This is a genomic window from Janthinobacterium sp. TND4EL3 (assembly GCF_900156175.1).
Lineage (GTDB): Bacteria > Pseudomonadota > Gammaproteobacteria > Burkholderiales > Burkholderiaceae_D > Janthinobacterium.
Genome location: NZ_FTMV01000001.1, coordinates 366197 through 392494 on the forward strand (window position 1 = coordinate 366197; position 26298 = coordinate 392494).

Consider the following 26298-nt stretch of genomic DNA (forward strand, 5'->3'; position numbering starts at 1 on the left):
CCCTCTGCTGAAACACCCCTGCCGGCGTGGCGCGCCGCTGCCCTGCTGTGCGCGGCGCTGCTGGTGTCCAGCGGCGCCGCGCATGGCGCCAAACCCACCGAACGCAGCAAGCAGAAGGCGGCCGCGGAAGCACAACGTGCCGGATTGCAACAAAAGCTGACGGCGCTCAAGCGCGACATCAGCCGCACGGAAAGCGCCAAGGATGACGCGGCCGATACCCTGGCCGAGTCGGAAGAGGCCATTTCCAACGCCAACCGCGCCTTGCGCGACCTGGCGCAGGAGCAGAGCGAGACGGGCGTGAAGCTGACGGCGCTGGGGCAGGAACACCAGCAGCTGACGGCTACGGTCGACAAACAAAAGACGCAGCTGTCGAAGTTGCTACGTGAACAATATGTCGCCGGCAACGAGGACCGCATCAAGCTGCTCTTGTCGGGCGATAACCCGAACCGCATCAACCGCGACCTGCAATTGATGGCCTATGTATCGCAGGCGCAGGCGCGCCTGCTGGAAGCCTTGCGCGCCAACTTGCTGGCCGTGGAGAAAAACCAGGCGGACGTGCAGAACGCCAAGGATGAGCTGGAAGAGATCGCGCAGGAAGAGCGCGACCAGAAAGCCCTGCTGGTGCAGGAAAAGGCGCGCCGTGCCGCCTTGCTGACGAGCTTGTCGCAGCGCCTGGTGGCGCAGCGCAAGGAAGCGGGCAATGTCGAGCGCGATGAACAGCGCATGGGCAACCTGGTCGACAAGCTGGCCAAGCTGATCGAGGAGCAGGCCGCCGCCGCCGCGGCCGAAAAGAAACGCCAGCAATTGCTGGCCGAGCAGCGCGCCGCCGCGAAAGCGGCCGCCGACGCCAAGATCGCCGCAGAGAAGCGCGAACGTCTGCTGGCCGCGCGCGCCAAGGCCGCCCAGGCCCAGGCCGAACGCGAGCGCATTGCCAAGGAGCAACAGAACAAATCGGGCAAGATCAAGCCGCAGACGCCGCCAGCGCCGCCCGTCAAACTCGAACCGATCGACGACGACGAGCCGCCGCAAGTGGCCAAGGTGGCGCCCAAGCCCGAACCGAAGCCGGCACCGGAGCCGGAACGCCCGAGCCTGGGTCCGGCCGCGCCGGCCGGCGCCTTTGCCAGCCTGAAAGGGCAGCTGCGCGCGCCCGTGGCGGGCAAGATCGCCGCCCGTTTCGGCAGCAAGCGCGGTGACGGCCCCAGCTGGAAGGGCGTGTTCATCCGCACGGGCGAAGGCAGCGACATCCACGCCATCGCCGGCGGCCGCGTCGTGTTTTCCGACTGGCTGCGCGGCTTCGGCAACCTGATCATCGTCGACCACGGCGGCCAGTACATGAGTATTTATGGCAATAACCAGTCCTTGCTGAAACGGGTCGGCGATGCCGTCAAGGGCGGCGACACCATTGCCAGCGCGGGCAACAGCGGCGGCAACGAGGAATCAGGGCTATACTTTGAATTGCGTCATCAGGGCCGCGCCTTCGATCCAGCCACCTGGGTGAAGTTTTAAGTTCCCCAGCGTATTTGTAGATTGTGAAGAAATCATGGGCATCAAAGTCAAAAGTATCGGCCTGATCGGTCTGGGCGTCCTGGCCGGCATCGGCATGTCGCTGCAGTTCCCGGCCGTGGCGCAGAAAATCACGAATGCCCCGCTGCCGCTCGACGAGCTGCGCCAGTTGTCGGACGTGTTTGGCCTGATCAAGTCCGATTACGTCGAGAAGGTGGAGGACAAGAAACTGTTGACGGAAGCCATATCCGGCATGGTGTCCTCGCTGGACCCGCATTCCGTGTATCTCGACAAGAATGCCTTCAAGGAAATGCGCGAAAGCGTGCAGGGCAAGTTTGTCGGCATCGGCATCGAAGTGAGCATGGAAGACGGCTACGTGAAAGTCGTCTCGCCCATCGAGGACAGCCCCGCCGCGAAGGCCGGCATCCTGGCGGGCGATTTCATCACCCGCCTCGACAATCTGCCGCTCAAGGGCATGCAGCTGGAAGAAGTCATCAAGAAGATGCGCGGCCAGCCCGGCAGCAAGCTGGTGCTGACCATGTCGCGCAAGGGCGAGAGCAAACCGCTGGTCTTCCCCATCGTGCGCGAGGAAATCCGCGTGCAGAGCGTCAAGGCCAAGATGGTCGCGCCCGGCTATGCCTGGCTGCGCATCGCCCAGTTCCAGGAACCGACCGTCGACGACATGGTCAAAAAGATCAACGCGCTGTATGCGCAAGACCCCAAGCTCAAGGGCCTGGTGCTGGACTTGCGCAATGACCCCGGCGGCGTCGTGCCGGGCGCTATCGGCGTGGCGACGGCATTTCTCCCAGGCAATTCCATCATCGTCTCGACCAAGGGCCAGCTGCCCGAGTCGAAGCAGGTGTTCTATGGCCGCCGCGAATTCTATGCGCCGCCGGGCGCCAAGGCCGATCCGCTGGCCAAGCTGCCGGCTGCCCTGAAAACCGTGCCGCTCGTGGTGCTGGTCAATGCCGGTTCCGCCTCGGCCTCGGAAATCGTCGCCGGCGCCCTGCAGGATTACCAGCGCGCCACCGTCATCGGCACGCAAACCTTCGGCAAGGGTTCCGTGCAAACCTTGCGCCAGATCACGGCCGACACGGCCGTCAAGCTGACGACGGCCCGCTATTACACGCCGAAAGGCCGGGCCATCCAGGCGCGCGGCATCGTGCCCGACCTGCTGGTCGATGAAACGGCCGAGGGCGACGGCTGGAACAGCCTGCGCGTGCGCGAGGCGGACCTGGAAAAACACCTGAGCAGCGACGACGGCAAGCCGGAAGCGGCCAAGCCGACGATGGAAGGCATGCACGAGCAGCTGGAAGCGGAGCAGCGCCTGATCGCCACGGCGAAAAAACGCAAGCCGCTCGAATACGGCGCCAAGGACGATTTCCAGCTGCAGCAAGCCTTGAACCATTTCCAGGGCTTGCCGGTGCAGCTGGCCAAGGTGGACCCGAAGGTGGAGAAGATCGGCGCCAAGCCGGAAATTGCTTCCGACATCAAGGCCGATGACAAGAAGATTCCGGTGCAAAAACCGTAGTCGCCGCCATGAACGACCATCAATTGCTGCGCTACTCGCGCCACATCCTGCTTGATCAGATCGGCATCGAAGGCCAGCAAGCCTTGCTCGACGCACACGTGCTGGTGATCGGCGCCGGCGGACTCGGTTCGCCGGCCGCCATGTACCTGGCCGCCAGCGGCGTCGGCAGGCTGACCCTGGTCGATGACGACACGGTCGACCTGACCAATCTGCAGCGCCAGATCGCCCACACCACGCAGCGCGTGGGCCAGCCGAAAGTGCTGTCGGCGCGCGAAACCTTGACCGGCATCAATCCCGAGATAGCCATCATTGCCTTGCAGGAACGCCTGGACGGCGCGCGCCTGGCCGAACTGGTCTGCTCCAGCACGGTGGTGCTTGACTGTACCGACAACTTCGCCACGCGCCATGCCGTCAACCGCGCTTGCGTGGCGCACAAGGTGCCGCTGGTGTCGGGCGCCGTGATCCGTTTCGACGGGCAGGTGAGCGTGTTCGACCCGCGCACGGGCACGCAGCCCTGCTATTGCTGCCTGTTTCCGCAGGACCAGCAATTCACGGACGAGGCGTGCTCGACCATGGGCGTGTTCGCGCCGCTGGTCGGCGTGGTCGGCGCCATGCAGGCGGCCGAGGCCCTGAAACTCATCATGGGCGCGGGCGAATCCTTGGCCGGGCGCCTGTTGCTGCTCGACGGACTGCACATGGAATGGAGCAGCATGCGCGTGGCGCGCGACCCCGGCTGCGCCGTCTGCGGCGAAGTGGTCTTGCCGGCCTGACAGCTGCCGCACAAATTTTTCCCTATATGACAGGCTTTGTCATATTTCCGCTTTATACTCTGCCTTCATTACTCACCTTCTTCTCACTTTCTTATGCAAAACGCAGCAAACCGTCCGATACGCCAGCGCCGCGCGCGCGGCTTCACTTTGATCGAAATCATGGTCGTGGTGGTGATCATGGGTATCCTCGCGTCGCTGGTGGTGCCCAAGCTGATCGCCCGCACGGGCGAGTCGAAAGTGGCGGCGGCGAAAGTCGATATCGCCACCGTGATGCAAGCGCTGAAACTGTACCGCCTGGACAACCAGCGCTATCCGACCACCGAGCAGGGCTTGCGCGCCCTGGTGGAAAAACCGACGACGGGCCCGGCCGCGAATGGCTGGAAAGCGGGCGGCTACCTGGAAAAGATGCCGAAAGATCCTTGGGGCAATCCTTACCAGTACCTGTCGCCGGGCATCAAAGGCGAAGTCGACATCATTTCGCTGGGCGCCGATGGCCAGCCCGGCGGTAGCGGCGATGATGCCGATATCGGCTCCTGGGACCAGTAAGCCCTTCCGCTTTTCCATGCCATGCTCATGCGCGCCATGACACACGGGCGTCCCTCCCGCAGCCGCGGCTTCACGCTGATCGAGCTGCTGGTGGTGATGGTCATCATCGGCGTCACCCTGGGGCTGGTGTCGCTCAACGCCATGCCGAATGGCCAGCAAGCCTTGCAAAAGGAAGCCGAGCGCATCGCCCTGCTGCTGCAGCTGGCGCGCGACGAAGCCATCGTGCGCAGCCGCCAGGTGGCGTTCGAGGCGGACGAAAATCAATACCGTTTCCTGGTGCTTAATGAAAAGCTGTGGCAACCCGTGACGCAGGACGATTTGCTGCGCGAGCGGGCGTTTACCAATACGCCGATGCTGCTCAGCGTGCAGCCGTCGAACAGCGTGGCCCAGCCGCTGCGCATCATCTTCGGCCGCGAGCCGGTCGACAAGCCTTTCGTGCTGACCCTGGCCAGCGGCGAGCGCAGCGTGGCCATCCGCGCCGACGGCATCGGCCATTTCACGGTCGAGCAATGATGGCCTTTACCCGACAACCTCGCCAGCGCGGCTTCACTTTGCTGGAAGTCCTGGTGGCCCTCGTCATCGTCGGCACGGCCCTGGGCGCCTCCTTGCGCGCCGTGGGCAGCCTGACGCAGAACAGCGACGGCTTGCGCAGCGCCATGATGGCGACCTGGTCGGCGGAAAACCACCTGGTGCGCTTGCGCCTGGCGAAAACCTTCCCGCAGACGGGCAAGCGCACGGTCGACTGCCCGCAGGGCGATTTAAAACTCATCTGCGAGGAGGAAGTGGTGGCCACGCCGAATCCCCGCATCCGCCAGGTGCGCGTGAACGTGTACGACGTGCAATACCCGGCCCGGCGCATCGTGCGCCTGGTCTTGCTTTCCTTTAACGACTGATGGCGCGCCGCACGCTCTCCGCCGGTTTCACGCTGATCGAGCTGCTCGTGGCGATCGGCATCCTGGCCATGGTCGCCGTGCTGGGCTGGCGCGGCCTGGACAGCATCGTGCGTTCGCGCGAAGTGCTGTCGAGCCAGCTGGAGCAGGCGCGCGGCATGCAGCTGGCATTTGCCCAGATGCAGAGCGATTGCGACCACCTGGCCGGCGCCGGCTTGAACAACAATCTGCTCAATGGCCGCGTCAACCTGACGGCGGAAAACGACCGCCTGACCCTGGTGCGCCTGGCCGCATCGGAACAGGAGCCGCAGCAGTTGCAAGTGGTCACTTACCGTCTGCGTGGCGGCGTGCTGACGCGGCGCGAGTCGAACGGCACGCGCGACCTGGCCGTGCTCGACACCCTGTGGCAGGCGGCGCGCGACGATACCGATACGTCCAGCGCCGACGTGGCCCTGATGCGCGGCGTCGACAGCATGGTCATGCGCGGCTGGAGCAACGGCGCCTGGAACGTGCTGACGGCCGGCGCCACCATCTCCACGCAGGTCCCGGGCCTGGAAGTGACCCTGCAGATGCCGGGCCAGGACGCGGGCCTGTCCAAAGTCTTTTTATTGGGGCCGGGATGAAGCCGTTTGTTCGCCCTGCGCGCCAGCGCGGCGTGGCCGTCATCACGGCCCTGCTGCTGACGGCGCTGGCCATTACCGTCGTCGCCAGCCTGTTCTGGCAGCAGCAGGTGCAGGTGCGCTCGATGGAAAACCAGCGCCTGCGCCTGCAGACGCAGTGGGCCATGCGCGGCATGGTCGATTTCGCCCGCTTCTGGCTGCGCCAGGACAATCCCTCGCTGACGGCCCTCGACGGCGTATGGGCCACGCCCATCGAGGAAGCGCGGCTCGACGATTACGTCGACCGCGAAAAGGTCGACACGGAAAAATTCGACGCCACCGTCTCGGGCCGCGCGCTCGACGCGCAGGCGCGTTTCAATATCACCAATCTGGCCACCGCCACGGGCATCGTCAGCCAGCCCTATGTGCAGGCCTACCAGCGCCTGCTGTCGAACTTGCAGCTCGATAGTTCCCTGGCGCAGGCCACGGCCGATGCCGTGCTGCGCGCGCGGCCGAAACCGCGCAGCGCCGGCAACGATGGCAAGACACCCGCCGCCCCCGCGGCCACAGGCGGCGGCAGCGAGCCGGTGGCGTTTACGCAAATCGAGGATTTGCTGGCCGTGCCCGGCTATACGCCGCAAATCATCGAAAAGTTGCGCGATTTCATCATCGTCCTGCCGGAATTGACGCCAGTCAACGTCAATACGGCACCGGCCGAGGTGCTGGCGGCCGTGACGATGCTGTCGCTATCCGAAGCCAGCGCCCTGACCCTGAGCAATCCGCGTAAAAAGTTTGTCGATAAGTTAAATTTCCAGAATAATATTAATGCCGCATTGATTGAGGGCATCGAGCTTGACGTGAAGAGCCGCTACTTCCTCACCGTCATCCGCGTGCGGCTGGACCGCGCCGCCCTCGATGCCGTGGCGCTCGTCAATCGTAAAACGGATCCGCAGCGCACCACCAGCCTCGTCTGGTTGCGGGAAAATTAACCCCTGAAAGCGAGTCATTTTGACAACTTTGTATATCCGCCACCCGGCCAAGGCGTCCACCGACGGCGCGCCGGCCTGCTCCTTCGTGCTGGCTGGCGACGGCGGTGTCTTGCTGCAGCAGGGCAGTGCGCCGCTGGGCAGCCTGGGCCAGCTGATCGCCGGCGCCAAGCAGGTGGTGCTGCTGCTGGCGGCGGCCGACGTGACCCTGCTGCGCCTGAAAACCCCGCCGCTGGCCGGCGCCCGTTTGCGCGCGGCCCTGCCGGGACTGGTGGAAGAGCACATTCTCGGCGACGCCCAGGATTGCCTGCTGGCCGCCGGCGCGCCCGACGCTGCCGGCATGCGCACGGTGGCCGTGGCGCAGCGCGCCTGGGCCGAGGTACTCGTGCAAGCCTTGCTGGCGCAGGGTGCGCGCAAGGTGGCGCTGCTGCCGTCCCAGCTGTGCCTGCCCTTGCAACCGGGCAGCGTGACGGCGTCCCTGCAAGCGGCCGGCGACGGCCTGGAGCTGGCCTTGCGCCAGGCGCCGCAGGAAGGGCTGGGCCTGGTGCTGCCGGCCCAGCCGCAGCAGGCGCTGCTGACGACGCGCGCGTTTGCCGGCGACGTGCCCCTGACGGTGTACGTGGCGCAGGCCGAGCTTGCGCAATATCAAGAGTTGGCCGCCGGCATGGAGGGCGTGACGGTGGCGCCCGACCACTGGGCGCACTGGATCGCCGGTGCCAGGGGCGCGGGGCTGGACCTGGCCGCCGCGCTGGGCACGGCCACGGGATCGTCCACCGACTGGCGCCGCTGGCGCTGGCCCATCCGCCTGGCCCTGCTGACGGTGGTGGTCAACCTGGCCGGCATGAATATCGAATGGATGCGTCTGAAGCGCGAGGCGGCCACCGTGCGCACCTCGATGCAGCAGACCTTCAAGGCCGCGTATCCGAACGAGGCGCCCGTGTTCGGCCTGGAAGCGGAGCAGATGCGGCGCAATATCGCTGCCGCCCGCCTGCAGGGGGGGCAGGCCAGCATGGATGACTTCACCAGCATGAGCGCGGCGCTGGGCGAGGCGCTGGGAGGCCTGGCCGGGCGCGGCGTGGTGGCGTCGCTGGAATACCGCGAGCGCAGCCTGATCGTGCGGCTGAAGCCGGACATGATCACCGCCAGCGCCCAGGCGCAGGTGCGCGATGGCCTGGCCGCGCGCAAGCTGTCCTTGAATGAAACGGAGCCGGGCGTGTGGAAGATCACGCCGGCCACGGGAGCAAAAGCATGAGTGCAGCAGTGAACAAGGCGCGTGCCGCGCTGGTGGGGCAGCAGCAGGCCGTACAGGCATTCTGGGCCGCGCGCACGCCGCAGGAGCGCAAGCTCTTGACCCTCGGCGGCGTGGTGGCGGGCCTGGCCCTCGTCTATGCGGTGTTTTTCGAGCCGGCGTGGACGGGCCGCATCGAACTGCAAAAGAGCTTGCCCGAGCTGCGCCAGAACGCGGCCCAGCTGCAGGCGCTGGCGCGCGAGGCGGGCGAGCTGGCGCGCCAGGCGCCCGTGCAGGTGGCCCCCATGAGCCGGGAAAGCCTCGACGCATCGCTCAAGGCGCGCGGCCTGACGCCCCAATCGCTGTCGCTGACGGGAGAGTATGCGCGCGTGCAGCTGAACGGCGTGCCGTTCGCCAGTGTCATGCTGTGGCTTGACGGCTTGCGCCGCGAAGGCCGCATCGCCGTGCAGGAAGCGAAGATCACGGCGCAGAACCAGGCGGGCCAGGTGGACGCCACCCTGAGCCTGCACCAGAGCCCGGGCGCGACGCGATGATGCGCCTGTTCGGATGGCTGCTGGCCATCGTCGCCAGCGTCTGCCTCACCCTGCTGGTGTTTTTCCCGGCCGGCTGGGTGGCGGGCATCGTGGAAAAGCAGACGGGCGGACGTTTGACCTTGGGCGACGCGCAGGGTACCCTGTGGCGCGGCTCGGCCTTTATCGGCGGGGCGGCCAGCGCGAACGGCGCCGTGACGCCGCTGCTGCCGGGGCGCTTCGGCTGGCGCATTTCGCCCTCGGTGCTGTGGGGCGCGGTGGACGTGGAATTGCAGAATCCGCAAGCGCTGTCGCAGCCGGTCAACCTGCGCGGCTCGTGGTCGCACTGGCAGGTCAGCCCGGCGGCCCTGCTGCTGCCGGCCGATGGCCTGGGCGGCCTCGGTGCGCCGTTGAATACCGTGGCGCCGACGGGCAGCATGCGCCTGTCGTGGAGCACCTTGCAGCTGGCCCTGGAGCAGCGGCAGTTTTCCGCCATCGGCCGCACCACCTTGCAGATGACGGACATGGCCTCGCGCCTGTCATCCTTGCGTCCGCTGGGCAGTTATGAACTCGATTTCGATTGGCAGGGGCAGCAGGCGACATTGACCTTGCGCTCGATCAAAGGACCGCTGCTGCTCGACGGCAGCGGCAGCCTGAATCAGGGCCGCATGCAGTTTTCCGGCCAGGCCCAGGCCGCAGCAGGATATGAAGAGACCTTGGCGAGTTTGTTGAATTTGCTGGGACAGCGCCGTAGCAATAGCGAAAAGAACATCATCGCCTTAGAGTTTAGACAATGAAAAAATCATCCGTGAGCCCAAATACCTTCTCCTTCTCGCTGCGCCGCCTGTCGGCCGCCGCCTTGCTGTGCTGTTCCGTGGCCGGCATGCCGGCGCCCGTCTGGGCCGCGCCCGGCGATGAGGCGGCGCTCAATTTCGTCGGCGCCGACATCGAATCGGTGATCAAGGCGGTGGGGCATTACACCAACATCAATTTCGTCATCGACCCGCGCGTCAAGGGCACGATCACGCTGGTGTCGGAAAAATCGATCAGCAAGACGCAGGCCTTCGCGCTGCTCGCTTCCGCCTTGCGCCTGCAGGGCTACGCCGTGGTCTCCGGCGACGGCTACGCGAAGGTGGTGCCGGAAGCGGACGCCAAGCTGCAATCCGTGCCGACCCAGGTGGGCAATGGCGCCAGCCAGGTGAAGGGCGACCAGATCGCCACCCAGGTGTTTTACCTGAATTACGAATCGTCGGCCAACCTGCTGGCCGTGCTGCGGCCGCTGATTTCGCCAAACAACACGATCAACGCCAATCCGGGCAACAACTCGCTGGTGATCACCGATTACGCGGATAACCTCAAGCGCCTGGCGAAGATCATCGCCGCGCTCGACGTGCCCGCCTCGACGGACCTGGACGTGATCCCCGTGCGCTACGCCATCGCTTCCGACCTGGCCTCGATGGTGAATAAACTGATGGAGGGCGGCAGCGCCGGCGCCGGCGCGGCGGGCGATGCGGGCAAGGTATCCGTGCTGGCCGACCCGCGCACCAATTCGCTGGTGCTGCGCGCGCCATCGGCGGCGCGCGCCAACCTGGCCAAGTCGCTGATCTCGAAGCTGGACCAGCCCACCACGCAGCTGGGCAATGTGCACGTGGTGTACCTCAAGAATGCGGACGCCACCAAGCTGGCGCAGACCCTGCGCTCGGTGGTGACGTCGGACGGCACGGCTGCCACGGCGCAGCAGGGCATCGGCAACCAGAACATGAACAACCAGATCAGCCAGACCAACAGCGGCATGAACAGCACCGGGCTGGGTGGCAATACGCAGAGCGGCACCACGGGCGGCGCTGCGCTGAGCAACGGTCCGCAGCAGCTGTCCTCGGGCGGGGCGGCCGGCTTCATCCAGGCTGACGCCTCGACGAATACCCTGATTTTGACCTGCAACGAGGCGGTTTACCGCAACCTGCGCGCCGTGATCGACCAGCTCGACGTGCGCCGCGCCCAGGTCTACATCGAGGCGCTGATCGTCGAAGTGACGTCGGCCAAGGCGTCCGAGTTCGGCGTGCAGTGGCTGGGGCTTTCCGGCGACAGCACCAGCAACTACCGCGTGGGCGCGCTGCAGTCGTTCGCCGGCGGCACCAACAACAATATCGCCGCCATCGCCACCGGTGGTGGCAAGACCCTGCCCACGGGCGGCCTGACCCTGGGCATCTTCAAGCAGATCAACGGCGCGCTGGGCCTGGGCGCCGTGGCGCATGCGCTGGAATCGGACGGCAACGCCAACATCCTGTCGACGCCGAACCTGATCACCCTGGACAACGAACTGGCGACCATCAAGGTGGGCCAGAACGTGCCTATCCTGACGGGCCAGTACACGAGCACGGCCGGCACCAACACGAACCCGTTCCAGACCATCGACCGCAAGGAAGTGGGCCTGACCCTGAAGGTGCGTCCGCAGATTTCCGAGGGCGGCACCATCAAGCTGGGCATCTATCACGAGACGTCGAGCGTGGACAAATCCACGTCGACGGCCGTCAGCGGCATCACCATCAACAACCGCGTGATCGAAAACAATGTGCTGGCCGACGATGGCCAGATCATCGTGCTCGGCGGCCTGATCGAGGACAGCACGGGCGACAATGCGGAAAAAGTGCGCGGCCTGGGCGATATCCCCTTGCTGGGCAACCTGTTCAAGTACCAGACGCGCGAGCGCAAGAAAACGAATCTGATGATTTTCCTGCGCCCCGTCATCGTGCGCAACAAGGAGCAGAGCGGCAGCCTGGCGGCCGACCGCTACGACTACATGCGCTCGGCCGAGACGGCCGCCGTGCCGGCCACGGGCAACTTGATGCTGAAGGACCTCGGTACGCCCGTGCTGCCGGCCCTGCAGGATGGCCAGCCGGTGGGCGGCAGCATGGTGACGCGTCCCGTGCCGCCGGCTCCGGTGCCGCCGCCAGGCGCGCCGGCCAACGCGGCCACGCCGCCGCAGCCGCTGCTGCAGCAATATCAGCAGCAGCCGCAGAAGTGATGGGACAGTCATGAGCAATCTGCTTCCCTACGCCTACGCGCGCGATTTTGGCCTGCTGGCCCGGCCCGGCGCGCAGGACGGCGCCCCCGTCGAGGTGCTGGTGGCCGCATCGACGGCGCCGGCGGCCATTGCCGAAGTGTCGCGCCGTTTCGGCCAGATTCAATTGACGGTGCTGCCGCGTCCCGAGCTTGATGCGGCCATTGCCGGCGCCTACGCGGGCGGGGGCGGCGACGCCTCGCAGATGGCCGATGAATTCGACGCCGACCTGGATTTGACCAAGCTGCTGCAGGACGTGCCGGCCATCGAGGACTTGCTCGAATCATCCGACGACGCGCCCGTCATCCGCATGATCAACGCCTTGCTGACGCAGGCGCTGCGCGAAGGCGCCTCCGACATCCATATCGAGCCGTTCGAGCAGACCTCCGTCGTGCGCTTCCGCATCGACGGCAGCCTGCGCGACGTGGTGCGCCCCCGCAAGGCCATCCACGGTTCGCTGATTTCGCGCATCAAGATCATGGCGCAGCTCGATATCGCGGAAAAACGCCTGCCGCAGGACGGCCGCATCACCCTGCGCGTGGGCGGCAAGCCCGTCGACGTGCGCGTCTCGACCCTGCCCACCGGGCATGGCGAACGGGCCGTATTGCGCTTGCTGGACAAGGAAGCGGGCCGCCTCGACCTGCAGCACCTGGGCATGAGCGCGCCCATGCTGAAGCAGTTCGACGGCCTGATCACGCAGCCGCACGGCATCGTGCTCGTCACCGGTCCCACCGGCTCGGGCAAGACGACGACGCTGTATGCGGCGCTGTCGATGCTCAACGCCACGACGACGAACATCCTGACGGTGGAAGACCCGATCGAGTACGACCTGGCCGGCGTGGGCCAGACGCAAGTCAATCCGCGCATCGACATGACATTTGCCAAGGCGTTGCGGGCGATTTTGCGGCAAGATCCCGATGTGATCATGATCGGCGAGATCCGCGACCTGGAAACGGCGCAGATCGCCGTGCAGGCCTCGCTGACGGGCCACCTGGTGCTGGCGACCCTGCACACGAACGACGCTTCGGCGGCCGTCACGCGCTTGCTCGACATGGGCATCGAACCGTTCCTGCTGTCGTCGTCGCTCCTGGGCGTGCTGGCGCAGCGCCTGGTGCGCAAATTGTGCGGCTCCTGCAAGACCTTCGACGGCCAGTACTGGCAGGCGGTCGGCTGCGAGCATTGCGGCCAGACGGGCTACCAGGGCCGCGTGGGCGTATATGAACTGCTGCGCACGACGGAACAGATCCGCGCGCAGATCCACAACCGCGCGTCGGAGGCGGAAGTGCGCGCCGTCGCCCTGCAGGACGGCATGACGAGCATGCGCGACGACGGCGAACGCTGGCTGCGCGACGGCACCACCACGCAGGCCGAGTTGCTGCGCGTGACCAAAGACTAGGCCCGCCACCATGCCCGCATTCCGTTATGAAGCCGTCGACGCCCAGGGCGCCACCCGCAAGGGCGTGCTCAATGCCGACAGTCCCCGTTCCGCGCGCGCCGAGCTGCGCGTGCAAGGCCTGGTGCCGTTGGCCGTCGAGCCGATCGCCGCGCAGGTCGACGCCGCCGGCGTGACCAAACGGCGCGGCTTCGGCGAGCGCCTCTCAAACACCGAGCTGGCCCTGTTTACGCGCCAGCTGGCCAGTTTGCTGGAAGCGGGCCTGCCGCTGGAGCAGGCCTTTTCCGCACTGCTGGAACAGGCCGAGCGGCCCTACCTGCGCGACCTGATCGCCTCGATCCGCTCGGAAGTGATCGGCGGCGCCGCGTTTTCCGACGTGCTGGCGCGCCACCCGCGCGATTTTGCGGAAATCTACCGGGCGCTGGTGGCGTCGGGCGAGCAGATCGGCCATTTGTCGCGCGTGCTGGCGCGCCTGGCCGACTACATCGAGCGGCGCAATGCGCTGGTGCAGAAGGTCAAGCTGGCCTTTACCTATCCGGCCATCGTCACGGTGGTGGCGTTTTCCATCGTCATCTTCCTGCTCACCTACGTGGTGCCGCAGATCGTCTCTGTTTTTGCCAATACCAAGCAGAAGCTGCCCATGCTGACGGTGATCATGCTGGCGCTGTCGGATTTCGTGCGCCATTACGGCATCGTGGTGGGCATCGTCCTGATTGGCGCCTGGTTCGCCTGGCGCCGCGCGCTGCAGCAGCCGGCGCTGAAGCGGCGCTGGCATACCTGGCTGCTGACGGCGCCCTTGTATGGAAAATTCGAGCGCAGCCTGAACACGGCGCGCTTTGCCAGCACCCTGGCCATTACCACGGGCTCCGGCGTGCCTATCCTGCGCGCGCTCGACACCAGCCGCGACACGCTCACCAACGTGGCGATGCAGGAACTGGTGGCGGACGCCAGCGGCGCCGTGCGCGAGGGCGTGAGCCTGGCGCGCGCGCTGTCGGCGCAAAAGCATTTTCCGCCCATGCTGATCCACATGATACGCGCGGGCGAAATCACGGGCGAGCTGCCGGCCATGCTCGAACGCGCCGCCAGCGCGCAGGAGCAGGACCTGGAACGCCGCACCCTGACGATTGCCGGTCTGCTGGAGCCGGCCCTGATCCTTGCCATGGGCGTGGTGGTGCTGCTGATCGTGCTGGCCGTATTGATGCCGATTATCGAGATTAATCAGCTGGTGCGTTAAGAGAAATATCAAGGAAACCATGAAGCGTTTGCCCCAATTTGTAAGTCTGCTCGCCGTCGTGGCGCTGTCCGTGTCGCTGGCCTACTGGGCCATGCAGCTGTTCAAGGCGCCGCAACGCCCGATCAATCCGCCCGCCAATCCGGTGGTGCAGGATGCCAGCGTGGAGGCGGGCGCCGCGCTGTTCGGCGGCCAGGTCAGCGTGGCCACGGCCAGCAACTACCAGCTCAAGGGCGTGGTGGCCGCCAGCAATGGCCGCGGCAGCGTGGCCATCATCTCGACCGATGGCAAGCCGTCCGTGGCCTTGCCCGCAGGCGCCGAGGTGGTGCCAGGCGTGACGGTGCTGGAAGTGCACGCGCGCCATGTGCTGCTGCGCGACGGCGGCGTGAGCAAGCGCATCGATCTGGTGGCCGATGACAAGGCGCTGGCCTTGCCGGGGCCCGTGTCCGCCGCCCCGGCGCCAGTTCCCCCACCCGCGCCAGCGACGAACCTGGTGCCGCCGCCGCTGCCGATGGAGCAGCCGCGCCCGGCCACCACGATGCCGGCGCCGCCGCAGGTGAGCGGCAGCGTACCGCCTTCGCAATAGACCGTTTTTATCGTATTTTGCCGATGGCGTCGTGCCGCCATCGCCACAGGAGTCTTCATGTTCTCGATCCGTGCCGTCCTGGCGGGCTGCGTGGCGGCGCTGTGCGCCTTGCCGCAAGCCGGCGCCGCCGCTGACGTACCCGCTGCCACCGCCACCTCCATTTCCGCCCAGGCCCTTCCTGCGCCTGCACGCCCGCGCATCGCCCTCGTGCTGTCGGGCGGCGGGGCGCGCGGTCTCGCGCATATCGGCGTCCTGAAAGTGCTGCAGGAGCTGCACGTGCCGATCGACATGGTGGTGGGCACCAGCATGGGCGGCGTGGTGGGCGGCGCGTATGCGGCCGGCGCTTCCGTGGCGGACCTGGAAAAGATGGCGCGCGAGACGAATTGGGCGCGCGTGGTGGCCGACCGGCCGCCGCGCGACGAACTGGCGTTCCGCCGCCGCGAGGAAGATTTATTGCTGCCGTCGCGCATCGAGTTCGGCACCAGCCGCAACGGCATTTCCACGCCGCCGGCGGCGGCCAGCAATGCGGCGCTGGAAATGGCCCTGAACCGGCTGCTCCCGGCCGGCATGCGCGACCGCCCCGCCAGCCAGCTGCCGCTGCCTTTCCGCTCGGTGGCGTCGGACCTGGTCAATGGCGAGCTGGTGGAACTGGTCGACACGCCCCTGTTCCTGTCGATGCGCGCCTCGCTGGCCGTGCCCGGCGTGTTCGCCCCCGTGCGCGTGAACAACCGCCTGGTGGTCGACGGGGGCCTGGTGCGCAACCTGCCCGTCGACATGGCGCGCGCCATGGGCGCCGACATCATCATCGCCGTCAACGTGGGCACGCCGCTGGCGCCGGAAAAAGAGCTGGGCAGCGCCATCGGCGTGGCGCAGCAGATGCTGCAGATTCTCACGGAGCAGAACGTGCAGCGCTCGCTCAAGGAATTGCAGCCGCAGGACATCCTGGTGGCGCCCGACCTGACGGGCGTCAGCTTCCTCGACTTTGAAAACTATGCGCGCGCCATGCGCGCCGGCGAGCAGGCGGCGCAGGCATTGGCCGCGCGCCTGGCGCCGCTGGCCCTGCCGCCGGAACAGTACGCGGCGCGCGAGCAGCTGCGCCTGGCCGCGCCGGCCCTGCTGGACGTGGCCCTGCCGCTCACGCGCCTGGCCGTGGAGAGCGAAGGCGACATCAATCCGCGCATCCTGCAGGCGCAATCGGGGCTGGTCGAAGGGCAGGCCGTCAGCCAGGAAGACGTGCTCAAGGCGGCCGCCAAGCTGTATGGGCGCGGCGACGTGGCGCGCGTGGAGACGGAAGTGGTCGACGCCGGCGACCAGCGCGCCGTCAGCATCAAGGCGGTCGAAGCGCCATGGGCCAGCAGCCGCCTGCGCGTGGGCCTGGAAATAGCCAGCGATTTCAGGGACAGCAACACCTTTGCCCTGAAGCTGCTGCACGTGCGCTCGAATCTGAACAGCTGGGGCGGCGAATTGCGCAGCATGGTGCAGATCGGCACCACGCGTAACTTTGGCGTGCAGTACTGGCAGCCGCTGGGCGCCGGCAATCCGTGGTACATCGCGCCCTCGCTCCAGTACAGCTCCCAGGCGGTCGACCTGTTCGACAAGGGCCGGCGCAGCGCGCGCGTCGCCTACAGCGGCCAGGGCGCCAGCCTGGTGCTGGGGCGCCAGTTCGGTTTCTGGGGCGACCTGCAGTTCGGCGTCAGCCGCAGCGAAGTCAAGGCCGGTGTCAGCATTCCCGCCGATCCGTCTTTGCCCGAGGAGCGGGCGCTGGGCACCAACCAGTTCGTCCAGTTCCGTGTCGATACGCTCGATTCGCCCGGTTTCCCCACGCGCGGCGTGCTGTTCGATGCCACCTGGACGCGCTCCGCGACCACCGGGACGGGCGAGTCGGGCCTGGGGCGTTCCGCCATCACGGGCCTGAAGGCGTTTGGCAGCGGTAACTGGGCCGGCCACGTGTATGGCGAATGGGCGCGCGCGCAGCGGGGCGAGGCGCCGCTCAGCCTGGGCGGCTTCCTGCGCCTGTCCGGCACGCAGTTCGAGTCGGTGACGGGGCGCAGCGTGGCGCTGGCGCGCTTCGTGATGGCGCGCCGCATCGGTTCCCTGCCCAGCACCCTGGGCGGTGCCGTGCGGGCCGGCTTTTCACTGGAAATGGGCGGCGGCTTCGATCAGAGCGAGCGCTGGAAAGCGACCAAGTTCACGCAGGCCAGCAGCGCCTTCATTTCCGTCGATACGCGCTTCGGCCCCGTGTACGTGGCGTCGGGCGCGTCGAAGGGCGGCGAGAGCACGCTCTACCTGTTCCTGGGACCGGTCTGGTAGGGCACCGCCGGGGCGGCGGGCGCCGTGTTGCGGCGCAGGGCCGTGAAGGCGGCAAATTCCCATGAACGGAAGCCCAGCAGCAGGGTAAAGCCGTCGCGCTCGGCGGGTGCCAGGCGGCGGTCGTTGTGGTGCAGCCGCGCCAGTTCCTCGGCCAGCTGGCGGATCTTCTGCACCAGCTCCTGGGCGCTCGACAGCGATAAACGCGCCGGGATGCACATCAGCGTTTCGCCGGCGCCGTCGAAATGCCCGCTGAAGTAATCGGCGACCACGTGTTCGCGGAAGTACTGCTGCACGGGACCGTCGGCCAGCCAGTGGAAGGCGTTCGAGACGCGCAGGCTGTAGCGGTTCAGCGGCTTGAGCTCGATCAATCCCAGGCGGTCCAGCTCGGCCAGGCAGACTATGCATTCGGCCTGCGTCAGCGCATACGTTTCCACCACCTGTTCCAGGCTCCAGTGCCCCAGGCAGCAGATCGCCACCAGCAGCAGGCGCGGATGCGCCACCAGCGACTTTTCCTGCACCAGCGTGAGCGTGTCGGCGTGCGGCGTGATGTCGGCCGCGCCGCGCAGCACGTCTTCCATGGCGATGCCGGAAGCCTTGCAGATCAGGGCCAGGCGCGACAGCGACATGTCGTGCTGGCCAAACATGCGCTTGACGCTCGATTCGCTCATGGCGATGCGCTCGGCCAGCACTTTGTAGGTGATGCCGGCGGCGCGCAATTGGGTGCGCAGCACGCGCAAAACCAGTTCAGGTGAACTCACGATAGTTCCTTTTTACAAGTTTGGTAGCGGATGACGGTACCGAATGTAGCCCCGAATGGCACTTTGCACAAGGTGATAGTACTTTGTGGCAAAAAAGATGACACTCCCGCTTGTGGCTCGCGCAGCGCGCTACAACCAGGCAATCCATCCACTTGTAGAGGTTATCCATGTTCCCATCTTTCCGTTTTCCCGCAGTGCTGCTGGCGCTGGCCAGCATCGCTCCCTTGCACGCCGTGGCGGCCGATCCGGCGCCGAGCCCCGTGTATATGGGCGCCAGCTACGGTTTTCGCGCCAGCACCGACCTCGATTGCGTGCCAGGACAAGGCGATTGCGACAAAAGCAGCAAGCGCAGCGGCAAGGCCTACGTGGGCTACAGTTTCGACGCGCTGCCGTTTCAGGGCGGCGTGGCCCTGCCTTCGATTGAGCTGGTGGGGTATCTGGGGGGAGAGGTCAAGTCCGGCTTCGACAAGCGCGCTGGCCGCGGCAAATTCACGGGCCTCGGCATGCAGGGCGTGCTCGGCTACCAGTTCGACGCCTTTACCCTGAGCGGCCGCGCCGGCGTGGCTTACACGCAGGGCAAGGTCGATTATCTGGGCGGTGGTTCGGACAAGAAGGACAAGATCGGCCTGACCTACGGTATCGGCGCGGCCTACGCGCTGAACAAGAACTGGTCGCTGCACCTCGACTGGGACCGCGTGCCGGTCAAGTACAGCACCCGGCAGACGGGCAAGGTCGACATGTTTTCGCTGGGCGCGTCCTACCGTTTCTAAGGGGGACGTTCAGCAGACGATGGCTTGATGGCGGACGCCCCGGAACGGGGTGTCCGCGGGCGGCCTGAAATGCCCATGGCGGCGTTGCACGGCCTCGCCGTATTGCTCATACTGTCTTCGTCCATGCGCCTTGCCATGGACATTTGCCGATCAGTCTTTGACGTCAACCTTCAACAGCAGTTTCGCCAGCAGGCGTTTTTCCTGCTGGCGCTGGCCGGACACGGTTTTTACGTGCGCCCCGGCCGCGCGCTGCAGGGCAGCGGCGGCGACGGGGTTGCGCGGTTTTTGCGAGGGTTCGACGCGGAACTGCATTTTCTGCCGCGTCGCCAATGCCTTGTTTGCCATCGGTCCCCTCCTTGCTTACAGCACGTAGCGCGACAGGTCTTCGTTGACCGACAACGCTTCCAGGCGTTCGTTGACGTAGGCGGCATCGATTACCAGCACATTTTCCGTGCTGCTGCTGCCTTCGCTGGCCGTAAACGACACTTCCTCCAGCAGTTTTTCCATCACCGTGTGCAGCCGGCGCGCGCCGATGTTTTCCGTGCGTTCGTTGACCGAGTAGGCGATTTCCGCCAGGCGCGTGATGCCTTCGGGGGCGAATTTCAGGGTCAGGTTTTCCGTCGCCAGCAGGGCTTCGTACTGCATCGTCAGGCAGGCGTCGGTACTCGTCAGAATGCGCTCGAAGTCCGAGATCGACAGCGATTCCAGTTCCACGCGGATGGGGAAGCGCCCCTGCAGTTCCGGAATCAGGTCCGACGGCTTGGCCAGGTGGAAGGCGCCCGAGGCGATGAACAGGATGTGGTCCGTGCGTATCATGCCGTACTTGGTGTTGACGGTCGTGCCTTCGACCAGCGGCAGCAGGTCGCGCTGCACGCCTGCGCGCGAGACGTCGGCGCCGCCGGACTCCGAACGCGAGGCGATCTTGTCGATCTCGTCGAGGAAGACGATGCCGTTCTGCTCGACGTTCTGGATGGCCTTCTGTTTCAGCTCGTCTTCGTTGACCAGCTTGGCCGCTTCCTCCTCGACCAGCAGCTTTAAGGCTTCCTTGATCTTGACCTTGCGCGCCTTCTTGCGCTGCCCGCCCACGCCCGAAAACATGGACTTGATCTGTTCCGTCATTTCTTCCATGCCCGGCGGCGCCATGATTTCCATCTGCGGGCCCGCTTCGGCCAGTTCCAGCTCGATTTCCTTGTCATCGAGCTCGCCCTGGCGCAGGCGCTTGCGGAAGGTCTGGCGCGTGCTGTCGCCGCTGCCCGTGTCCACGGCCGCCGGCGTATTCGGCGTGAAGCCGAAGTCGCGCGCCGGCGGCACGAGGATGTCGATGATGCGGTCTTCGGCCGCGTCTTCGGCGCGTGCGCGCACTTTCTTCATTTCCAGCGCGCGCGTCTGCTTGATGCCGATGTCGATCAGGTCGCGGATGATGGTGTCGACGTCGCGCCCCACATAGCCCACTTCCGTGAACTTGGTCGCTTCGATCTTGATGAACGGCGCTTCGGCCAGCTTGGCCAGGCGGCGCGCGATTTCCGTCTTGCCGACGCCCGTGGGGCCGATCATGAGGATGTTTTTTGGCGTGATTTCATGGCGCAGGGGCTCGGCCACCTGCTGGCGGCGCCAGCGGTTGCGCAGGGCGATGGCGACGGCGCGCTTGGCCTTGGCCTGGCCCACCACGTGTTTGTCGAGTTCGGTGACGATTTCCGACGGGGTCATGTTCATGATCATAGGTGGCTTTCTGTATTCTGTACTCGGGGGACGCTTAGTCCAAGGTCTCGATGATGTGCGACATGTTGGTATAAATGCACAGCTCGGCGGCGATGGTCAGCGATTTCCTGACCACCTCGGCCGGCGACAAGTCCGTGTTTTCCTGCAGCGCCTTGGCGGCCGACTGGGCGTAGGTGCCGCCCGAGCCGATGGCGCCGATGCCGTCTTCCGGTTCCAGCACGTCGCCATTGCCCGTGATGACCAGGGTCGACTCGCTGTCGGCCACCAGCAGCATCGCTTCCAGGCGGCGCAGCACGCGGTCGGTGCGCCAGTCCTTGGCCAGTTCCACGGAGGCGCGCAGCAGGTTGCCCTGGTGTTTTTCCAGCTTGCCTTCAAAGCGGTCGAGCAGGGTGAAGGCGTCGGCCGTGCCGCCGGCAAAGCCGACCAGGACCTTGCCTTGGTACAACTTGCGCACCTTGCGGGCCGTGCCCTTCATGACGATGTTGCCCAGCGTTACTTGTCCATCGCCGCCCAGGGCGACTTGCTTGCCGCGCCGGACGCAGAGGATGGTGGTGCCGTGAAATTGTTCCATAGTGACCTCAAAAGATTCGTGCCGATGCGTGCAGCGTCATGCGCCTGCGCGCCCATGGCTCAAAAGTGGGGATGGAAAAGGCAATTGCAAGCGGCACTTGCCGCTGCCGCGCCTGCTTCAGTGTAGTCGGCGCGGGGCGAAAAAAAAGCACGCAACGCTGGTTGAGTGCTTTTTTTCGCCATCGCGGGCCGCCGGGGCGGCCGCGCAAGGGGAGGGCGATCAGTCGCCGTACAGCTTTTGCTTCAGTTCGCGCCGTTGCTGGGCTTCCAGCGACAGGGTGGCGGTTGGACGGGCGATCAGGCGCGGGATGCCGATAGGCTCGCCCGTTTCTTCACACCAGCCATAGTCGCCGGCGTCGATGCTGGCGATCGATTGCTGTACTTTCTTCAGCAATTTGCGCTCGCGGTCGCGCGTGCGCAGTTCCAGCGCATGCTCTTCCTCGATGGTGGCGCGGTCGGCAGGGTCCGGTACGAGCACGGTTTCACGCAAGTGTTCCGTGGTTTCGCCGGCGTTTTTCAGCAGGTCTTTTTCGAGCTGCTGCAGGCGTGCCTTGAAGAATGCCAGTTGTGCCGGATTCATGTAGTCATCTTCGCTCATGGCGCGAATTTGCTCTTCGCTGATGAGAGGGATGTCTTGGTTGGCGGCCGGGGTCGATTTATTAGTTTTGGTCATAACTTCGCTTACCTTCGATACGACAGAGTTTTCAAATTGATCAGTTGATGCGGCGGCGCCGAGCAACTGTACAGGTTCCGCTTGGCATTGCTGTCCCGCTGTACTGCGTGCGACCTTGGCTTGCCGGCGGAGGCCAGGACTACCGGCCGGCTATTTTTGCCATGTTGATAACTTTTTACCGCTATATGCCAGTCGCGCTCGTTGCGTCGACCTGCGTGTTGGGTGGATCGGTTGCATGCCTGGCATGCGGCCAGCGGCAGTTTGCCAGCATTTCATGACAGGCGAACGACATGGGCCGTTTTCGTCGCTGATTTTGGCACGCTTTGCCTTATATTGCCATCCCGATTTGTTGACTGGCCGATCAGAGTTGGCCACTTGTTGGTTTATGTCAGCAAGATTGTCGTCGGGCAGCGGGAAAGCGTGCTTAACTTTCCCTTTTGTTTCTGCTTTGCAACGGGTATTTTGCAAAACCCGGCTAGTTTATACCAAACATTGTTCGAGTCCGCGAATAAAAATGTCTTTTGGTAGATTTTTGCCAATAAATACCATTTTGCTGCCGCGTACCTCGTTTTCACCCCATTTGGCGCCCAGGTCGCTGCCCATCAGCTGGTGCACGCCCTGGAAGACCACCTTGCGCTCGGCGCCCTGCATCAGCAGCACGCCCTTGTAGCGCAGCATGCGCGGGCCATACACTTGCACCAGGCCGCCGAGGAACTCGTCGAGCTTGGCGCTGTCAAACGGCTGCGTACTCTTGAATACAAAGGCGGCGATATCGTCGCTGTGCTGTGCATGGTGGTGGTCGGCATGGCCGCAGTCGGTGGCGCAGGCCGCAGTATGTTCATGCGTGTGTTCGTGAGCGTGCTCATCTGCGTGCGCATGATCATGATCATGCACGTGCGCCGTCTCCGTCACCAGGAAATCCGGGTCCAGTTCCAGCTTTTCATTCAGGTTGAAGCCGCGGATGTCGAGCACCTCGGCCAGCGGCGCGCGGCCGAAATCGGCCCTGGCGATGGGCGCGCGCGGATTGATGCGTTTCAAACGGCGCGTCAGCGCGGCCACGTCGTCTTCACTGACGAGGTCGGTCTTCGACAGCAGCAGCTTGTCGGCAAAGCCCACTTGCCGCTGGGCTTCCTCGTATTCGTCGAGTTGCTTCATGGCATGGCGGGCGTCGACCACCGTGATGATGGCGTCAAGCATGTAGTGGCTGCCCACTTCTTCGTCGACAAAGAAGGTTTGCGCCACGGGGCCGGGATTGGCCAGTCCCGTCGTTTCGATGACGACGCGGTCAAACGCGATCAGGCCGGCGTCGCGCTTGCGCGCCAGTTCCGACAAGCCCACGATCAGGTCGCCGCGCACGGTGCAGCAGATGCAACCGTTGTTCATCTCGATGATGTGCTCGTTGCTATCCTGCACCAGGATTTCATTGTCGATGTTCTCCTGGCCAAACTCGTTTTCGATCACGGCGATGCGCATGCCATGGTCTTCCTGCAGTATGCGGTTGAGCAAGGTGGTTTTGCCCGCGCCGAGGAAACCGGTGAGGATGGTGGTGGGTATCATTGCCATGAGAATGCCTATGCTGTAATCGGTGGTGCCGCCGCGCAAGCGGGCGAATCCGGACGATTATGCCGGAATTTCTCAAATGCTTGCAAATGTACGCCGAATCGCTTGATTTGGATCAGGCCGTTTCGATTACCTGGCCTTGGCGCGCGGGTGGGCCTGGTCGTAGACGTGGGCCAGGTGCTGGAAATCGAGGGCCGTGTAGACCTGGGTCGAGGTGATGCTGGAGTGGCCCAGCATTTCCTGCACGGCGCGCAGGTCGCCCGACGATTGCAGTACGTGCGAGGCAAACGAGTGGCGCAGCACGTGCGGGTGCACATTCGCGGGAATCTCCGTCGCCAGCGCATGCGCCTTCAGGCGCAGCTGCAGCACGCGGGGCGAGATGCGCGTGCCGCGCGTGCTTAAAAACAAGGCGGCGCTGCCATCGTTTGCCGGCGGGCGCACGGCCAGCCAGGTGCTCAAGGCCACGAGGGCGGCCTTGCCGACGGGCACTTTGCGCATCTTGCTGCCCTTGCCCGTGACGACGACTTCGAAGCTGGCCATGTCGAGCCAGCCCAGCGAGGCGGGCTGGCCGTTCTCGGCCTTGCAGTAATGGGTGTCCAGGCTGGTCAGTTCGGACACGCGCAAGCCGCTCGAATACAGCAGTTCGAACATGGCGCGGTTGCACAGCTGCTCCGGCTCGGCGCCACCGTGCTGGTGTTGCGCGGGCGCCACGAGGCGCACGGCGTCGTCCACCGACAGGGCTTTCGGCAAGGTCTTGGCCCGCTTGGGGGCACGGATGCCGTCGACGGGGTTGGCGTCGAGCGCCGTTTCGCCGCTGAGCCAGTTGAAAAAACCGCGCCACGATGACAGCTTGCGGGCGATCGAGCGCGGGTCCAGGCCGCCGGCATGCAGCTTGGCCGTGTAGCGGCGCACTTCGTTGTGCGCCAGCGCCGTCCACGGCGTATCGGCGCTCAGTGCCAGCAATTCGCGCAGGTCGCGCCCGTAGGCGTCCAGCGTGTGCGGCGACAGCTTGCGCTGCGTGGCCAGTTGCGCCAGGTAGGCGTCGAGCCACTCGGCCTTGGCGCGCGCCGCATGCATGGCGACCTCAGGCCGGCGTGCCGGCGCGCAGCGCGGCCAGGGCGGCGCTGGCCGTGGCGCCGATATGCACGAGGAAGTCGGTGCCCATGCTGGCGGTAAACCGTTCGCTGTCGGGCGAGCCGAGCACGAGCAGGCCGAAGGTGCCCGTGGTGTTCGGCGCGCGCAGGGCGATCATGACGGTCGATTCGATTTTATCCGCCTGCAGCCAGTGCACGGCTTCGAAATCGCGGTTGCTGCCGCAGTACGGCGCTTGCAGGCTGTTGGCGAACATGCGCACGTCGGCCGTGACATCTTCCGTGAACCAGCCGTTGGCGTGCTCCGGCAAGACTTGCCACAGGCGCAGGCTGACGTAAGGCACGTCGAAATTGCTTTGCAAGGCATCGACGAGCACGCGCGGCATGGCGGCATCGTTGCGCACTTGCAGCATGGCCTGGTTCCAGCCGTGGAATTTGCTGGCGATGTCGCCGTTTTCCGTGGCCAGGCGGCTCAGATTGGACATGCGCAGCTCCAGCGCCTTGTATTTGTCGCGCATCACTTCCATCTGCCGTTCCTGCAGCGAGATGGTGCGCCCCGTCAGCGGACTGCTGAGCTTGACCTCGCCGAGCAGCGCAGTATGCTCTTCGAAGAAATTCGGGTGCTCGCTCAGATACTGGGCGACGGTGCTGGAATCGAGAGTGGCGGTCATTGATAGTTTCAGAAGAGAGAAGGGTGAACGCTTAATTCTAACCGAGAGTGCGGCGGCACAGGCGCAAAGGGCGTTGCGCTTGTACATTTTCCGCGCGCCCATGAAAAAAGCGGCATGGTTACCCATGCCGCCTTGCATTCCTTGCTCAGCAATCACCCATGGCGGGTGACGTGCGGGGCATTAGAAGTTGTGGTGTACGCCGACGCCGATGTAGTTGACGCTTTTCGCAACGGTGTAGTTGATGCTGTTGGCAACTGCGGCTTTCTTGTTCGAAATATCCGCGTAGAGGTAGGTGCGTTTCGACAGATTGTAGTCATAGCCCAGCGATGCTTGCTTGGTTTTGACGACGCCATCTGGTGTTTTCTGACCGTAGCCAGCGCGGATCTTGCCTGGGCCGACATCGTAGTTGGCGCCGATCAGCCAAGCCTTGGTATCGGTGTTGATGATCTTGAAGTTGCCATCGTCCTGATGCTGGTACGACGCCATCAGTTTCAATTCCTTGAGCGGATTGAACGACGCTGCCACCGACCACAGCTTGGCTTGCAGGCCATTGCGTTCGTAAGCGGCCATGGCGGCGAACTGCTCGTTGTTATAGGTAGCCGAGATCGAGTATGGATTCGACGCTGGCGCAACGTTTGCTGCCACGCCGTAGTTACCCGAGGCAAACGTAAATGCGTTGCCCGGCGCACGCGCTGGGACCACGGCATTGTTGTTTGCTTCCTTGGCGGCCACGGTGGCGTTGAACTGGAAGCCGCTGATGACTGGCGAATTGTAGAACACGGCGTTCGAGAAGCGGTTACGCGAGTTGCCATCCGCGCTCAGCGGATCACTGGTGTAGCCGGCGACGGTGATGTCGGTCTGGAAACCAGCTGGCGTAGGCATGCCCGACCATGGTTCGAACGCGGTGCTCGATTCCTGGAACGCGGTCAGGCCACGGCCCAGGCGCAAGGTACCGAAGTTGCCTTGCAGGCCGACGCGGCTTTGACCCTGGAACAGCGGACGGGAGTTGCTTTCCAAGGTACCCGTATCGGATTCATAGCGAATTTCCAGTTGGAAAATAGCTTTCAAGCCATTGCCCAGATCTTCCGTGCCCTTGAAACCCAGCTTGTTGTTGTCGCGTTTGGTGACGGAGGTGGTCGCATTCGATGCTTTGGCCAGGCCTGCATCGATCGTGCCGTAGATCTGAACGGACGACTGTGCTTGTGCGGTTGCGGCGAAGGCGCCGAAGAGAGCGAGGGCAACGAGTGATTTTTTCATGTCTTATTCCCTATTAAAAGTGAGTTCCGTCCGAGATCCGAGCAGATTGAAAGGCGCCAACTGCC

General features: G+C 64.9%; 26 protein-coding genes. 17 read left to right on the forward strand and 9 right to left on the reverse strand.

The window, feature by feature from the left end:
* Positions 1–42: 42 nt before the first annotated feature.
* From BXA07_RS01690 to BXA07_RS01765, 16 genes are all read left to right on the forward strand, one after another.
* On the forward strand, positions 43–1506 hold the full coding sequence (locus tag BXA07_RS01690; RefSeq protein ID WP_076565646.1) for a murein hydrolase activator EnvC family protein: 1464 nt from the start codon (positions 43–45) through the stop codon (positions 1504–1506).
* Between the two features lie 34 nt (positions 1507–1540).
* Positions 1541–3034, forward strand: coding sequence for a S41 family peptidase (locus tag BXA07_RS01695; RefSeq protein ID WP_076565039.1), 1494 nt, complete (start codon positions 1541–1543; stop codon positions 3032–3034).
* 8 nt (positions 3035–3042) lie between these two features.
* Positions 3043–3804, forward strand: a complete 762-nt coding sequence (gene moeB, locus BXA07_RS01700; protein ID WP_076565042.1) for a HesA/MoeB/ThiF family protein — start codon at positions 3043–3045, stop codon at positions 3802–3804.
* A gap of 93 nt (positions 3805–3897) precedes the next feature.
* The gene (gspG, locus tag BXA07_RS01705; protein ID WP_076565043.1) at positions 3898–4350 is read left to right on the forward strand and encodes a type II secretion system major pseudopilin GspG; all 453 of its coding nucleotides are present in this window, start codon (positions 3898–3900) and stop codon (positions 4348–4350) included.
* Positions 4351–4377: 27 nt separating this feature from the next.
* On the forward strand, positions 4378–4863 hold the full coding sequence (gene gspH, locus BXA07_RS01710) for a type II secretion system minor pseudopilin GspH (RefSeq protein ID WP_083707990.1): 486 nt from the start codon (positions 4378–4380) through the stop codon (positions 4861–4863).
* A complete protein-coding gene (gene gspI / locus BXA07_RS01715; RefSeq protein WP_076565045.1) occupies positions 4860–5243 on the forward strand; it encodes a type II secretion system minor pseudopilin GspI in 384 nt (127 codons plus the stop codon). Before gspH ends, gspI begins: the two co-directional genes overlap by 4 nt.
* Positions 5243–5863, forward strand: a complete 621-nt coding sequence (locus tag BXA07_RS01720) for a PulJ/GspJ family protein (RefSeq protein ID WP_076565046.1) — start codon at positions 5243–5245, stop codon at positions 5861–5863. Before gspI ends, BXA07_RS01720 begins: the two co-directional genes overlap by 1 nt.
* Positions 5860–6828 carry a type II secretion system minor pseudopilin GspK gene (gspK, locus tag BXA07_RS01725; protein WP_076565048.1) on the forward strand — a complete coding sequence of 323 codons (969 nt, stop codon included), beginning with the start codon at positions 5860–5862 and terminating at the stop codon, positions 6826–6828. Before BXA07_RS01720 ends, gspK begins: the two co-directional genes overlap by 4 nt.
* A gap of 19 nt (positions 6829–6847) precedes the next feature.
* Positions 6848–8077 (forward strand): type II secretion system protein GspL, encoded by a 1230-nt coding sequence (gspL, locus tag BXA07_RS01730; RefSeq protein WP_076565050.1) that lies wholly within the window; start codon positions 6848–6850, stop codon positions 8075–8077.
* A complete protein-coding gene (locus BXA07_RS01735; protein WP_076565052.1) occupies positions 8074–8607 on the forward strand; it encodes a type II secretion system protein GspM in 534 nt (177 codons plus the stop codon). The genes gspL and BXA07_RS01735 overlap by 4 nt, the downstream gene beginning before the upstream one ends.
* Positions 8604–9380 (forward strand): type II secretion system protein N, encoded by a 777-nt coding sequence (locus BXA07_RS01740; RefSeq protein ID WP_076565053.1) that lies wholly within the window; start codon positions 8604–8606, stop codon positions 9378–9380. The genes BXA07_RS01735 and BXA07_RS01740 overlap by 4 nt, the downstream gene beginning before the upstream one ends.
* The gene (gspD, locus tag BXA07_RS01745; protein ID WP_076565055.1) at positions 9377–11608 is read left to right on the forward strand and encodes a type II secretion system secretin GspD; all 2232 of its coding nucleotides are present in this window, start codon (positions 9377–9379) and stop codon (positions 11606–11608) included. The genes BXA07_RS01740 and gspD overlap by 4 nt, the downstream gene beginning before the upstream one ends.
* Before the next feature lie 10 nt (positions 11609–11618).
* Complete coding sequence (gspE, locus tag BXA07_RS01750; protein ID WP_076565056.1) at positions 11619–13040, forward strand: type II secretion system ATPase GspE; 1422 nt, start codon at positions 11619–11621, stop codon at positions 13038–13040.
* A 10-nt stretch (positions 13041–13050) separates the two neighbouring features.
* On the forward strand, positions 13051–14271 hold the full coding sequence (gene gspF / locus BXA07_RS01755; protein WP_076565058.1) for a type II secretion system inner membrane protein GspF: 1221 nt from the start codon (positions 13051–13053) through the stop codon (positions 14269–14271).
* A gap of 19 nt (positions 14272–14290) precedes the next feature.
* Positions 14291–14854, forward strand: a complete 564-nt coding sequence (locus BXA07_RS01760; RefSeq protein ID WP_076565060.1) for a type II secretion system protein N — start codon at positions 14291–14293, stop codon at positions 14852–14854.
* A gap of 57 nt (positions 14855–14911) precedes the next feature.
* Entirely contained in the window at positions 14912–17164 is a 2253-nt protein-coding gene (locus tag BXA07_RS01765; RefSeq protein ID WP_076565062.1) for a patatin-like phospholipase family protein, read from the forward strand.
* Here the strand turns inward: BXA07_RS01765 and BXA07_RS01770 are convergent.
* Entirely contained in the window at positions 17137–17922 is a 786-nt protein-coding gene (locus BXA07_RS01770) for a helix-turn-helix domain-containing protein (protein WP_076565064.1), read from the reverse strand. The two genes, BXA07_RS01765 and BXA07_RS01770, sit on opposite strands and share 28 nt — an antisense overlap.
* 167 nt (positions 17923–18089) lie before the next feature.
* On the opposite strand from BXA07_RS01770, the gene BXA07_RS01775 reads away from it, so the two are divergent.
* A complete protein-coding gene (locus BXA07_RS01775; RefSeq protein ID WP_076565065.1) occupies positions 18090–18692 on the forward strand; it encodes a porin family protein in 603 nt (200 codons plus the stop codon).
* A gap of 150 nt (positions 18693–18842) precedes the next feature.
* Here BXA07_RS01775 and BXA07_RS01780 read toward each other — a convergent pair whose 3' ends face one another.
* The 8 genes from BXA07_RS01780 to BXA07_RS01815 all read right to left on the reverse strand — a co-directional run bounded on the left by BXA07_RS01780 (position 18843) and on the right by BXA07_RS01815 (position 26233).
* Positions 18843–19037: a hypothetical protein gene (locus BXA07_RS01780; RefSeq protein WP_076565067.1), complete on the reverse strand. Its 195-nt coding sequence runs from the start codon at positions 19035–19037 to the stop codon at positions 18843–18845.
* A 15-nt stretch (positions 19038–19052) separates the two neighbouring features.
* The gene (gene hslU / locus BXA07_RS01785; RefSeq protein WP_076565650.1) at positions 19053–20405 is read right to left on the reverse strand and encodes an ATP-dependent protease ATPase subunit HslU; all 1353 of its coding nucleotides are present in this window, start codon (positions 20403–20405) and stop codon (positions 19053–19055) included.
* Positions 20406–20445: 40 nt separating this feature from the next.
* The gene (gene hslV / locus BXA07_RS01790; protein WP_076565072.1) at positions 20446–20982 is read right to left on the reverse strand and encodes an ATP-dependent protease subunit HslV; all 537 of its coding nucleotides are present in this window, start codon (positions 20980–20982) and stop codon (positions 20446–20448) included.
* Between the two features lie 219 nt (positions 20983–21201).
* Positions 21202–21654, reverse strand: coding sequence for an RNA polymerase-binding protein DksA (dksA, locus tag BXA07_RS01795; protein WP_076565074.1), 453 nt, complete (start codon positions 21652–21654; stop codon positions 21202–21204).
* A gap of 480 nt (positions 21655–22134) precedes the next feature.
* Positions 22135–23217, reverse strand: coding sequence for a CobW family GTP-binding protein (locus BXA07_RS01800; RefSeq protein ID WP_076565652.1), 1083 nt, complete (start codon positions 23215–23217; stop codon positions 22135–22137).
* Between the two features lie 126 nt (positions 23218–23343).
* Positions 23344–24291 (reverse strand): tyrosine recombinase XerC, encoded by a 948-nt coding sequence (locus BXA07_RS01805; protein WP_076565076.1) that lies wholly within the window; start codon positions 24289–24291, stop codon positions 23344–23346.
* A 7-nt stretch (positions 24292–24298) separates the two neighbouring features.
* Positions 24299–24976 carry a DUF484 family protein gene (locus BXA07_RS01810; protein ID WP_076565078.1) on the reverse strand — a complete coding sequence of 226 codons (678 nt, stop codon included), beginning with the start codon at positions 24974–24976 and terminating at the stop codon, positions 24299–24301.
* Positions 24977–25156: 180 nt separating this feature from the next.
* Positions 25157–26233 carry a porin gene (locus BXA07_RS01815; protein ID WP_076565080.1) on the reverse strand — a complete coding sequence of 359 codons (1077 nt, stop codon included), beginning with the start codon at positions 26231–26233 and terminating at the stop codon, positions 25157–25159.
* Positions 26234–26298: the final 65 nt, after the last annotated feature.

Coding starts and splice junctions, on each gene's coding strand:
- BXA07_RS01805 (WP_076565076.1), bottom strand. CDS start 24,291: ATGCATGCGGCGCGCGCCAAGGCCGAGTGGCTCGACGCCTACCTGGCG.
- gspE (WP_076565056.1), top strand. CDS start 11,619: ATGAGCAATCTGCTTCCCTACGCCTACGCGCGCGATTTTGGCCTGCTG.
- BXA07_RS01775 (WP_076565065.1), top strand. CDS start 18,090: ATGTTCCCATCTTTCCGTTTTCCCGCAGTGCTGCTGGCGCTGGCCAGC.
- BXA07_RS01695 (WP_076565039.1), top strand. CDS start 1,541: ATGGGCATCAAAGTCAAAAGTATCGGCCTGATCGGTCTGGGCGTCCTG.
- BXA07_RS01720 (WP_076565046.1), top strand. CDS start 5,243: ATGGCGCGCCGCACGCTCTCCGCCGGTTTCACGCTGATCGAGCTGCTC.
- gspF (WP_076565058.1), top strand. CDS start 13,051: ATGCCCGCATTCCGTTATGAAGCCGTCGACGCCCAGGGCGCCACCCGC.
- moeB (WP_076565042.1), top strand. CDS start 3,043: ATGAACGACCATCAATTGCTGCGCTACTCGCGCCACATCCTGCTTGAT.
- gspG (WP_076565043.1), top strand. CDS start 3,898: ATGCAAAACGCAGCAAACCGTCCGATACGCCAGCGCCGCGCGCGCGGC.
- hslU (WP_076565650.1), bottom strand. CDS start 20,405: ATGAACATGACCCCGTCGGAAATCGTCACCGAACTCGACAAACACGTG.
- BXA07_RS01800 (WP_076565652.1), bottom strand. CDS start 23,217: ATGGCAATGATACCCACCACCATCCTCACCGGTTTCCTCGGCGCGGGC.
- BXA07_RS01760 (WP_076565060.1), top strand. CDS start 14,291: ATGAAGCGTTTGCCCCAATTTGTAAGTCTGCTCGCCGTCGTGGCGCTG.
- BXA07_RS01735 (WP_076565052.1), top strand. CDS start 8,074: ATGAGTGCAGCAGTGAACAAGGCGCGTGCCGCGCTGGTGGGGCAGCAG.
- gspD (WP_076565055.1), top strand. CDS start 9,377: ATGAAAAAATCATCCGTGAGCCCAAATACCTTCTCCTTCTCGCTGCGC.
- dksA (WP_076565074.1), bottom strand. CDS start 21,654: ATGACCAAAACTAATAAATCGACCCCGGCCGCCAACCAAGACATCCCT.
- gspI (WP_076565045.1), top strand. CDS start 4,860: ATGATGGCCTTTACCCGACAACCTCGCCAGCGCGGCTTCACTTTGCTG.
- gspH (WP_083707990.1), top strand. CDS start 4,378: ATGCGCGCCATGACACACGGGCGTCCCTCCCGCAGCCGCGGCTTCACG.
- hslV (WP_076565072.1), bottom strand. CDS start 20,982: ATGGAACAATTTCACGGCACCACCATCCTCTGCGTCCGGCGCGGCAAG.
- BXA07_RS01810 (WP_076565078.1), bottom strand. CDS start 24,976: ATGACCGCCACTCTCGATTCCAGCACCGTCGCCCAGTATCTGAGCGAG.
- BXA07_RS01780 (WP_076565067.1), bottom strand. CDS start 19,037: ATGGCAAACAAGGCATTGGCGACGCGGCAGAAAATGCAGTTCCGCGTC.
- BXA07_RS01815 (WP_076565080.1), bottom strand. CDS start 26,233: ATGAAAAAATCACTCGTTGCCCTCGCTCTCTTCGGCGCCTTCGCCGCA.
- BXA07_RS01740 (WP_076565053.1), top strand. CDS start 8,604: ATGATGCGCCTGTTCGGATGGCTGCTGGCCATCGTCGCCAGCGTCTGC.
- gspK (WP_076565048.1), top strand. CDS start 5,860: ATGAAGCCGTTTGTTCGCCCTGCGCGCCAGCGCGGCGTGGCCGTCATC.
- BXA07_RS01765 (WP_076565062.1), top strand. CDS start 14,912: ATGTTCTCGATCCGTGCCGTCCTGGCGGGCTGCGTGGCGGCGCTGTGC.